This window comes from Burkholderia sp. Bp9004 (genome assembly GCF_003858025.1).
Lineage (GTDB): Bacteria > Pseudomonadota > Gammaproteobacteria > Burkholderiales > Burkholderiaceae > Burkholderia > Burkholderia diffusa.
The window spans coordinates 159267-169288 of record NZ_QTQD01000014.1; the positions used below are offsets into that span (position 1 = coordinate 159267).

Below are 10022 nucleotides of genomic sequence, written 5' to 3' on the forward strand. Positions count from 1 at the left end.
ACGAGCGCTCAGTGCAGGATTTTCGCGAGGAAGTCCTTCGCGCGATCCGACTTCGGATTCGAGAAGAAATCGTCCTTGCGGTCGTCCTCGACGATCGCGCCTTTGTCCATGAAGATCACGCGATGGGCGACCTTCTTCGCGAAGCCCATCTCGTGCGTCACGACCATCATCGTCATCCCTTCCTGCGCGAGCTCGACCATCACGTCGAGCACCTCGTTGATCATCTCGGGATCGAGCGCGGACGTCGGCTCGTCGAACAGCATCGCGATCGGGTCCATCGACAGCGCGCGCGCGATCGCGACCCGCTGCTGCTGGCCACCGGACAGCTGGCCCGGAAACTTGTGCGCATGCGCCTTCAGGCCGACGCGATCGAGCAGCTTCATGCCCTTGTCGGCCGCTTCGTCCTTGCCGCGGCCGAGCACCTTGACCTGCGCGAGCGTCAGGTTCTCGGTGATCGACAGGTGCGGGAACAGCTCGAAATGCTGGAACACCATCCCGACCTTCGAGCGCAGCTTCGACAGGTTCGTCTTCTTGTCGCCGACCGACTGGCCGTTCACGAGGATCTCGCCCTGCTGGAACGGCTCGAGGCCGTTGACGGTCTTGATCAGCGTCGACTTGCCGGAGCCCGACGGGCCGCACACGACGACCACTTCGCCTTTCTTGACCTCGGTCGTGCAGTCGGTGAGAACCTGAAACTGGCCGTACCACTTGGAAACGTTCTTGATGGAAATCATCGTGTGACCTTTTTCTGGAGACCCTTGACGAGAACAGACGCCAACGAGCAAATCACGAAATAGCATGCGCCGGCGAACAGGACCATCTCGACGGTCGTGCCGTCGCGGTCGCCGATGTTGGCGGCCGTGCGGAAGAAGTCCGCGAGACTGATCACGTACACGAGCGACGTATCCTGGAACAGGACGATCGCCTGCGTGAGCAGCAGCGGCACCATCGCGCGGAACGCCTGCGGCAGGATCACGAGGCGCATGGCCTGCGCGTAGTTCATGCCGAGCGCGAACGCGGCGTTCACCTGCCCGCGCGGCACCGACTGGATGCCGGCGCGGATGATCTCGGAATAATACGCGGCTTCGAACAGCGAGAACGCGACCATCGCCGACGCGAGCCGGATGTCGATCGTCGGCGACAGCCCGAGCACGCCCTGCAGCACCTGCGGCACGATCAGGAAGAACCACAGCAGCACCATCACGAGCGGGATGGAGCGGAACACCGTCACGTATGCCTTTGCGAACCACTCAAGCGGCTTCACGCCGGACAGCCGCATCAGCGCCAGCAGCGTGCCCCAGACGATGCCGATGACGATCGCGATCAGCGTGATCTTGAACGTGACGATCGCCCCCGTCCACAGCGTCGGTATCGCGCCGGGAATACTACTCCAGTCGAACTGATGCATCACTTGCCTCCGATGTAGCCGGGCAGCCGCGTGCGGCCTTCGATCCAGCGCATGAACGCCATCACGACGAGGTTGATGAGCACATACGCAAGCGTCACCGCGATGAACGACTCGTAGGTCTGCGCGGTGTAGTCGACGAGCTGGCGGGCCTGCGCGGACAAGTCGAGCAGGCCGATCGTCGACGCGACCGCGGAGTTCTTGAAGATGTTCAGGAACTCGGACGTGAGCGGCGGCACGATGATCCGGTACGCAACGGGCAGCAGCACGTAGCGGTACGTCTGCCATTGCGTGAAGCCCATCGCGAGGCCGGCGGCGCGCTGGCCCTTCGGCAGCGCGTTGATCCCCGAGCGCACCTGTTCGCACACGCGCGCGCCCGTGAACAGGCCCAGACAGACGATCGACGCGGTGAAGAACTGCGTGCCGGGCGGCAACTGCTTGATCCAGGTGCCGATCGACGCGGGCAGCAGTTCGGGCACGACGAGGTACCAGACGAAGAACTGCACGATCAGCGGGATGTTCCGGAAGATCGACACGTACACGGTGCCGATCGCGGACAGCCATTTGTTCGGCACCGTGCGCAGCACGCCGAACAGCGAACCGACGATCAGCGCGACGACCCAGGCGACGAGCGACACCTCGATCGTCACCCAGAATCCGGACATCAGCCATCCGAAGTAAGTCGTCGGCTCGCCGGTCGAGACGGGGCTCAGGAAGATGCCCCAGTTCCAGTGGTAAGACATGGGCAAGACTCCAGCAAAAAGAAACGGAAGAAGCGAGGCCTCTTCCGTTTCAGTAGCGTCATTTCTGCGTCAACGGCTGCGTGGTCAGTCGAGCGCCTTGTCGTTCGGGTTCGCGTACAGCTTCTTCATCGAATCGGACAGCGGGAAGTTCAGGTTCAGCCCCTTCGGCGGAATCGGGTTCTCGAACCACTTCGCGTAGATCTTCGCGGCTTCGCCCGATTTCTCGACTTGCGAGATCGCGTCGTCGACGACCTTCTTGAAGTCCGCATCGCCCTTGCGCATCATGCAGCCGTACGCCTCTTCCGACTGCGGCGTGCCGACGATCACCCACTCGCCCGGCTGCTTCGCCTTCGCGCGTTCGCCCGCGAGCAGCGCGTCGTCCATCATGAACGCGACGGCGCGGCCCGACTCGAGCGTGTTGAACGAGTCGCCGTGGTCCTTCGCGCTGATGATGTTCATGCCCAGCTGCTTGTCGTTGTTCATCTTGCGCAGCAGGCGCTCGGACGTCGTGCCGGCGGTGGTCACGACCGTCTTGCCCTTCAGGTCCGCGAAGTCCTTCACGCCCGAATCCTTCTTCGTCATCAGGCGCGTGCCGATCACGAAGATCGTGTCGGAGAATGCGGCCTGCTGCTGACGCTCCGTGTTGTTGGTCGTCGAGCCGCACTCGATGTCCACCGTGCCGTTCTGCACGAGCGGGATGCGGTTCTGCGACGTCACCGGGATGTTCTTGACCTGCAGGTTCGGCAGGTTCAGCTTCTTCTTCACGGCGTCCACGACTTTCATCTGGAATTCGCGCGAATAACCGACGACCTGCTGGCTCTGGTCATAGTAGGAGAACGGAATCGACGATTCGCGGTGGCCCAGCGCGATCACGCCCGTGTCCTTGATCTTCTTCAGCGTGCCGGTCTCCTGTGCATGCGCGCCGCTCGCGAACGCGCACAGCGCCGCGACCATCAGGACTGCCTTCTGGTATTTCATTTTGGTCATCTCCTTGGCTGAAACCCGCGCCAGTGTATCAAAGTAATATTTTTGAAAGTACTGGTTGTTTACCGAACTACGAATCGTCCTGTACGAAGCCGTCCTCCCGGCTTCCGGCGCCCCTGGCGGCGCCTGAATGCACAACGCGGGCGGTGCCGGATTCGGCACCGCCCGCGAGGGTTCATGCACACAATCGGGTGGATTGCGTCATGCTTTTGTCATCGTCGTCCGATCGAATCGGCGATGACCGATCAGGGATACAGGCCGCGCATTTCGCGCGCCATCAGGATGCGCTTGCACGCGACGATGAACGCCGCCGTACGCACCGACACCTTGTGCTCTTCCGCGACCGCCCACACACCGGCGAACGCTTCGCGCATCACGCGCTCGAGACGGTGGTTGATCTCGTCTTCCGTCCAGAAGAAGCTCGAGAAGTCCTGCACCCACTCGAAGTACGACACGGTCACGCCGCCCGCATTCGCGATCACGTCGGGGATCACGAGCACGCCGTTCGCGCTCAGGATGTCGTCGGCCGCCGTCGTCGTCGGGCCGTTCGCGCCTTCGACGATGATCTTCGTGCGGATCTTCGATGCGTTCTTCTCGGTGATCTGGTTTTCCAGTGCCGCCGGGATCAGGATGTCGGTCTCGACCGTCCAGAACTCGTCGTTCGGCATCGGTTCGGCGCCTTCGAAGCCCGCGACGCCGCCCGTGCGTGCGACGTGGTCGAGCAGCTTGTTCGAATCGAGGCCGGCCGGCCGGTAGATCGTGCCAGTGTGATCCTGCACCGCGATCACCTTCGCGCCCGCTTCCTGGAACAGCTTCGCCGCGATGCCGCCGACGTTGCCGAAGCCCTGCACCGCGATGCGCGCGCCTTCGATCTCGAGGCCCTTCTTCTTCGCCGCCTCGCAACCGACGACGAACACGCCGCGGCCCGTCGCTTCCTTGCGGCCGAGCGAACCGCCAAGCGAGATCGGCTTGCCGGTCACGACGCCGGTCGACGTCTGGCCCTGGTTCATCGAGAACGTGTCCATCATCCACGCCATCACCTGTTCGTTGGTGTTGACGTCCGGTGCCGGAATATCGGTGTTCGGGCCGATGATGATGCCGATTTCGCTGGTGTAGCGACGCGTCACGCGTTCGAGCTCACCGCGCGACAGCTTGCGCGGGTCGACGCGGATGCCGCCCTTCGCACCGCCGTACGGCACGTTCACGGCCGCGTTCTTCACCGACATCCATGCCGACAGTGCCATCACTTCCGACAGCGTCACGTCCTGGTGGTAGCGCACGCCGCCCTTGCCCGGGCCACGCGACACGTTGTGCTGCACGCGATAGCCTTCGAAGTGCGCGACGGTGCCGTTGTCGAGCTCGATGGGCACATCGACGATCAGGATGCGCTTCGGACGCTTCAGCGTTTCGAGCCAGCGCGACAGCGAACCGAGGTACGGCGCGACGCGATCGACCTGCTGAAGGTAGTTGCCCCACGGGCCGAGATCGTCGGCGTGAAGGTAGGACGGGATGGACTGCAGTTGCGAAGACATGGACGCTCCAACGTTCAACGGATTGCGCACATTGTCGAAAAACCCGTTTTTTTTATCCAATGCCGTTTGCTTATTCGATTATGCGTTTCTTGCATGATCGTGATTTTTTGCAAATCCGCGGTCGATTTGCGCAAGAACGCCCGCCGGACATCGGTCCGAAAGGCGCGGCAAGCGCGTCGGCAGCGGCGCGCGCTCGACCGGCGCGGTTAACCGCTCATGGTTAATCTGCGGTTTCGCGCAGCTCGTCGCGCACGACTTCCCACAATGCGCGCACGAGCTTCTGGTGCGGGTCGTCGCCCTGCAGCGCGAGCTTGTCGCAGTACAGGCGGATCTCCATCGTCAGCGTGAACGGGTGCGTGCCGCCGCGCGCGGACCGGTCGAGCCGGATCAGGCGGCCGCTGGCCACCGCATCCTCGACGGCGCTGTGCGGCAGAAACGCGACGCCGTGGCCCGCGAGCGCCATTGCCTTCAGCCCTTCGGCCATGTCGGTTTCGTACACGCGATCGAGGAACAGCGGCGTCGGGGCGTTCGCAACGATGACTTCGGTCATCCGGCCGAGATACGCATTCGGCGTATAAGACAGGTACGGCACGCGCGCCTCGGCCGTGCCCGGCAACGTATAGCGCGGCCGGCCCGCGCGGCCCGGCGCCGAAAATGCGCTGATCGGCTCGCTGCCTAGGACCAGCATGTCGTAGCGGGCCGGATCGAGCGCGACGGGGTGGCTCGGGTGGTGGTAGCCCATCACGAGATCGCAGCCGCCCTCGACCAGCGACAGCACGGCGTCGTGCACGTTCAGCGCGCGCAACCGTGTGTGGACCTGCCCCATCTTCGCCTCGATCCGCTGCAGCCAGCGCGGAAAATACGTGAGCGACAGCGTATGCGGCACCGCGAACTCGATGGTCGGCACCGGCGCGCCGACATGGCCGCGCAGCAGCGTGCGCGCCTCGTGCGCCTGCGACAGCATCGTCAATGCCTGCTCGTAGAAGATCTGGCCGGCCTGCGTGAGCCGCGTCGGATAAACCGAACGATCGATCAGTTCGGTCGCGAGCCATGCCTCGAGCGCCTGGATGCGCCGCGAGAACGCGGGCTGCGACACGTGCCGCAGTTCGGCGGACCGGCTAAAGCTGCGCGTTTCCGCGAGCGAGACGAAGTCTTCGAGCCATTTCAGTTCCATGCAGGCGGGCGCGGCGGGCGGCGGTCGGGAAGAAGCCTGCATTCTACCGGCGGGCGGGCCCGCCCGGCGGCGCGGCGGGCAGCCCAGCGAGCCGGCCCGGGCGCCAGCCGGCGGACTGCTTGCGCGCCGCCCGGGCGCCGCATGCGTGCCGATCGCCCACGGCGGCGGCGACCTGACCGGTTCGGCCGGGATCGCCCCGCGCCAATGGTAAAATGCCGGATTCTCCTCCCCTCGTTCGCACCGGCCGCCAAGGCCACGCCCGATCATGTCCGACACTCGTCCCGATACGCTTTTCGCCCTCACCGCGCTCTCGCCCATCGACGGCCGCTACGCCAGCAAGACCGAAGCGCTGCGCGACTGGCTCTCCGAAGCCGCCTTCATGCGCCACCGCGTCACCGTCGAGGTGCACTGGCTGATCGCGCTGTCGCGCGCCGGCTTCGCGGAAGTCCCGCGCTTCTCGGACGCGTCCGAACAATTCCTGCTGCAACTCGCCGAGCGCTTCACCGCGCACGACGCCGCCCGCATCAAGGACATCGAGCGCGTGACGAACCACGACGTGAAGGCCGTCGAATACTGGCTGAAGGAATCGGTGAAGGGCCAGGCCGAACTCGAAAAGGCCAGCGAATTCATCCACTTCGCGTGTACGTCCGAAGACATCAACAACACGTCGCACGGGATGATGCTCGCCGGCGCGCGCGAGCACGTGATCGTGCCGGCGCTGCGCACGGTCCACCAGCGCCTCGTCGCGCTGTCGCACGCGCTTGCCGAGCAGCCGATGCTGTCGCGCACGCACGGCCAGCCGGCCAGCCCGACGACGCTCGGCAAGGAACTCGCGAACGTCGCGGCCCGCCTCTCTCGCGCGATCACGCGCATCGAGAAGGTCGAGATCCTCGGCAAGATGAACGGCGCGGTCGGCAACTTCAACGCGCACCTGTCGGCGTATCCGGAATTCGACTGGGAAGCGTTCTCGCGCGACGTGATCGAGAACCGCCTGAAGCTCACCTTCAACCCGTACACGATCCAGATCGAGCCGCACGACTACATGGCGGAGCTGTTCGATGCGGTCGCGCGCGCGAACACGATCCTGCTCGACCTCGACCGCGACGTGTGGGGCTACATCTCGGTCGGCTACTTCAAGCAGAAGACGAAGGCCGGCGAAATCGGCTCGTCGACGATGCCGCACAAGGTCAATCCGATCGACTTCGAGAACTCGGAAGGCAATCTCGGCCTCGCGAACGCGACGCTGCGCCACCTCGCCGACAAGCTGCCGGTGTCGCGCTGGCAGCGCGACCTGACCGACTCGACGGTGCTGCGCAACATGGGCGTCGCACTCGGCTACTCGCTGCTCGCGTACGACTCGCTGATCCGCGGCCTCGACAAGCTCGAAGTGAACCCGCAGCGCCTGAACGAAGACCTCGACAACTGCTGGGAAGTGCTCGCGGAGCCGGTGCAGACGGTGATGCGCCGCTACGGCATCGAGAACCCGTACGAGCAGCTGAAGGAACTGACGCGCGGCAAGGGCATCACGCGCGAAGCGCTGCAGGAATTCGTCGGCACGCTGGCGATCCCGCAAGATGCGAAGGACCGCCTGCTCGCGATGACGCCTGCGTCGTACATCGGCAAGGCCGTCGAACTCGCGAAGCGGATCGCGTAAGCGTCGCCGTCTCCGCACGTAAAAAAGCCCGATGCGAGCAATCGCATCGGGCTTTTTCATTGCCTGCCGCGGCCGATCAGAACGAGATCATCCGCCCCGGGTTGAGTGCGCTCATCACGCTCATCGCGGCCTTCGCAGCGGGAATCGCAATCGGCGACAACTGGCGGCCGAGCGGAATCGCGCGGTGATCGATGCCGGTCAGCATCGAGAAATCGTCGTTGCGACCGACGAAATCGTCGCAGATCGCCTTGCCGATCCGCACCGTCTGCGCGACGCCATGACCGCTCCAGCCCTGCACCATGTACATCGGCACGCGGCCGTCGGTCTTGCGGCTGTCGGTCGCGCCGTTCAGCGTGAAGTCGCTGACGCCGCTCCAGCAGTAGTCCAGTGCGAACTGGCCATCGGCCTGCGGGAACACCGTGTTCAGCCGCGTCAGCAGATACGCGTTGACGTCGGGCTGTGCCCAGCACGTGCCGGTGCCCTGCCCGCCGAACAGCAGGCGGTTGCCGCGCACCGGCCGGTAGTAGTCGATCTGGAACTGCGTGTCGTACACCGGCATGCCGGCCGGCATCAGTGTCGCGACGTCGACGTCGAGCGGCGCCGTCACGCTGACATACGTGAAGAACGGCACGGTGGTGGCGGTGCCGTCGTCCAGCAGACGGAACGTCGTGTTGTGCAGCGCGAGCACGACCCCACGGCGCGCGGTGATCGTGCCGCCCGGCGTCGTCGCGACGACGCCCGCCGGCGTTTCGTCGAGCTCCAGCACCTCGGTGCCCTCGTACAACGCACCGCCGTTCAGCCGGAAGCCGTGCACGAGACCGCGCACCAGCGCGAGCGGATGAAGCTGGCCACCGGTCGCGTCGATCGCCGCGCCGTGATACAGCCCCGAGCGCACGTATTCGTCGTGCAGCTGATGGCGGCCGACGAGCGTCACGCCGGCGTCACCGAGATGGCGGCGTGCGTCGGCGCCGTCGAGCAGCGCGCTCATGTGGCCCGGGTGGACCGCCGCCGTGATGTGGCCCCGCTTGCGGTCGAGGTCGAGTGCGTAACGCGCGCCGATCGCGTCGATCAGGTCCATCGATTCGGCCGACGCGAAGCGCCACAGCCGCTTCGCGTCGTCGTGCGACAGATGGTCGATCATGTCGGCTGCTTCCCAGCGCGCGAGGCCCGGCGTGAGCTGGCCGCCGTTGCGGCCCGACGCCGCGGAGCCGACGTGATGCTTGTCGACGAGAATCGTGTCGACGCCCGCTTCCGCCAGATGCAGCGCGGCCGATGCACCGAGCAGCCCCGCGCCGATCACCAGCACGTCGCACACCATGTCGTGCGCGAGCGGCGCGCTGTTTTCATGGCGCGACAACGACGCCTCGTACCAGTTGGCCGGGCGCTCGCCGTCGTAGCGGGACGGCGCGCACCAGTTCCAGTTGTCCTTTTCGATGTTCAGTTGCGTCTGGTCGAAACGCGATTCGCCCTGGATCAGGGGCTTGTGATTGGAAGTCATGATTGCACTTGCATGGTCTTGGGCCGCCTGTCGAAGTGCCGTTCAGGCTTCGCGGGTGGGGCAGCCGGTTCCACTTGGGTGTCAACGAGATAAAGGGCGCGATGGCCCGTGTTGACGGCAGGCACGCTCGTGCCTGCCAGGATCCCGGACCGTGCGAAAGCACGCATTGAAAGGTGCCGGGACACCCAATTTCTACACCGCAGAAATAATTCTACAGCGTAGAATATGCTTTCGTCAAGATTACAGCCGCAGCCATCCCGCTTCCATGAAAGACAAACCCGCCCAAGGCCCGCGCGGCCTCGACAAGGATGCGATCGTCGCGGCCGCGCTCGCGCTGCTCGAAGAGGTCGGCGAAGCCGCGTTCAGCGTGCGCAAGCTCGCGCAGTCGGTCGGCTGCGACCCGATGAGCGTGCTCTATCACTTCAAGTCGAAAGAGGGCCTGAGCCGTGCGATCGCGAACGCGCTGTCGCGCTCGCTCGCGCCGGTCGACCCTTCACTGCCGTGGCGCGAGCGGCTGCTCGATCTCGCCCGCCAGTACCGCGCGCTCGCGCTGCGCCACCCCGCCGCGTTCGCGCTGCTGCAGCGTCATATGAGCACCGGGCCGGCCGATCTCGCGCACATCGAGACCGTGCATCGTGCGCTGGCCGATGCCGGCATCCCGCGCAGCGCACTGCCGACCGTGTGCGTCGGCTGGTATGCGAGCGTGATCGGCCTCGCCGCCGCCGAGGCCGGCGGCCTCACGCGGCCCGCGAACGACGTCGAGCTCGCGGAAATGCATGCGCTGTCCGATACCGCGCATCCGCTCGTCAAATCGGCCGCCCCGCTCTATGCGCAACTCGATCCGGCCGCCGTGCACGACACGATGCTGGACGTGCTGCTCGACGGCATCGCGCAGCACGTCCGTGCGACCTGAGCGGCTCACGCACCGCCAACGAAAAAAGGCGCCCCGAGGGGCTAATGCCGTTCAGTTAAGATTCTTTCTGAGGAACCGGACAGCATAACGAGCAGGACGGGACTTGACGGCCCGATCGC

The 10022-nt window shown here is 65.1% G+C and carries 9 protein-coding genes; 2 read left to right on the forward strand and 7 right to left on the reverse strand.

Annotated features, from left to right (window positions below):
* Nucleotides 1-8: 8 nt before the first annotated feature.
* The 6 genes from DIE08_RS17580 to DIE08_RS17605 form a co-directional block, all read right to left on the reverse strand.
* Nucleotides 9-734, reverse strand: coding sequence for an amino acid ABC transporter ATP-binding protein (locus DIE08_RS17580; RefSeq protein WP_124902718.1), 726 nt, complete (start codon nt 732-734; stop codon nt 9-11).
* Nucleotides 731-1408 (reverse strand): glutamate/aspartate ABC transporter permease GltK, encoded by a 678-nt coding sequence (gltK, locus tag DIE08_RS17585; protein ID WP_059684027.1) that lies wholly within the window; start codon nt 1406-1408, stop codon nt 731-733. Before gltK ends, DIE08_RS17580 begins: the two co-directional genes overlap by 4 nt.
* Nucleotides 1408-2148 (reverse strand): amino acid ABC transporter permease, encoded by a 741-nt coding sequence (locus DIE08_RS17590; RefSeq protein ID WP_124624852.1) that lies wholly within the window; start codon nt 2146-2148, stop codon nt 1408-1410. The genes gltK and DIE08_RS17590 overlap by 1 nt, the downstream gene beginning before the upstream one ends.
* Before the next feature lie 84 nt (nt 2149-2232).
* A complete protein-coding gene (locus DIE08_RS17595; RefSeq protein WP_174910524.1) occupies nt 2233-3126 on the reverse strand; it encodes a glutamate/aspartate ABC transporter substrate-binding protein in 894 nt (297 codons plus the stop codon).
* Between the two features lie 251 nt (nt 3127-3377).
* On the reverse strand, nt 3378-4664 hold the full coding sequence (locus tag DIE08_RS17600) for a Glu/Leu/Phe/Val dehydrogenase (RefSeq protein ID WP_124624846.1): 1287 nt from the start codon (nt 4662-4664) through the stop codon (nt 3378-3380).
* A gap of 220 nt (nt 4665-4884) precedes the next feature.
* Nucleotides 4885-5838, reverse strand: a complete 954-nt coding sequence (locus tag DIE08_RS17605; protein WP_124902720.1) for a LysR substrate-binding domain-containing protein — start codon at nt 5836-5838, stop codon at nt 4885-4887.
* Nucleotides 5839-6103: 265 nt separating this feature from the next.
* Between DIE08_RS17605 and purB the strand changes: the two genes are divergently transcribed.
* Nucleotides 6104-7492, forward strand: a complete 1389-nt coding sequence (purB, locus tag DIE08_RS17610; protein ID WP_059608242.1) for an adenylosuccinate lyase — start codon at nt 6104-6106, stop codon at nt 7490-7492.
* A gap of 76 nt (nt 7493-7568) precedes the next feature.
* Here purB and DIE08_RS17615 read toward each other — a convergent pair whose 3' ends face one another.
* On the reverse strand, nt 7569-8990 hold the full coding sequence (locus tag DIE08_RS17615) for an FAD-binding oxidoreductase (protein WP_059608241.1): 1422 nt from the start codon (nt 8988-8990) through the stop codon (nt 7569-7571).
* A 265-nt stretch (nt 8991-9255) separates the two neighbouring features.
* Here DIE08_RS17615 and DIE08_RS17620 point away from each other — a divergent pair, with 265 nt between their 5' ends.
* Nucleotides 9256-9903, forward strand: coding sequence for a TetR/AcrR family transcriptional regulator (locus tag DIE08_RS17620; protein ID WP_059608240.1), 648 nt, complete (start codon nt 9256-9258; stop codon nt 9901-9903).
* Nucleotides 9904-10022 lie beyond the last annotated feature (119 nt).

What these genes read in the sequence shown, in the direction of transcription:
- DIE08_RS17605 (WP_124902720.1), bottom strand. Translation starts at nt 5,838, where the DNA reads ATGGAACTGAAATGGCTCGAAGACTTCGTCTCGCTCGCGGAAACGCGC.
- DIE08_RS17590 (WP_124624852.1), bottom strand. Translation starts at nt 2,148, where the DNA reads ATGTCTTACCACTGGAACTGGGGCATCTTCCTGAGCCCCGTCTCGACC.
- DIE08_RS17580 (WP_124902718.1), bottom strand. Translation starts at nt 734, where the DNA reads ATGATTTCCATCAAGAACGTTTCCAAGTGGTACGGCCAGTTTCAGGTT.
- DIE08_RS17620 (WP_059608240.1), top strand. Translation starts at nt 9,256, where the DNA reads ATGAAAGACAAACCCGCCCAAGGCCCGCGCGGCCTCGACAAGGATGCG.
- DIE08_RS17600 (WP_124624846.1), bottom strand. Translation starts at nt 4,664, where the DNA reads ATGTCTTCGCAACTGCAGTCCATCCCGTCCTACCTTCACGCCGACGAT.
- DIE08_RS17595 (WP_174910524.1), bottom strand. Translation starts at nt 3,126, where the DNA reads ATGAAATACCAGAAGGCAGTCCTGATGGTCGCGGCGCTGTGCGCGTTC.
- gltK (WP_059684027.1), bottom strand. Translation starts at nt 1,408, where the DNA reads ATGCATCAGTTCGACTGGAGTAGTATTCCCGGCGCGATACCGACGCTG.
- DIE08_RS17615 (WP_059608241.1), bottom strand. Translation starts at nt 8,990, where the DNA reads ATGACTTCCAATCACAAGCCCCTGATCCAGGGCGAATCGCGTTTCGAC.
- purB (WP_059608242.1), top strand. Translation starts at nt 6,104, where the DNA reads ATGTCCGACACTCGTCCCGATACGCTTTTCGCCCTCACCGCGCTCTCG.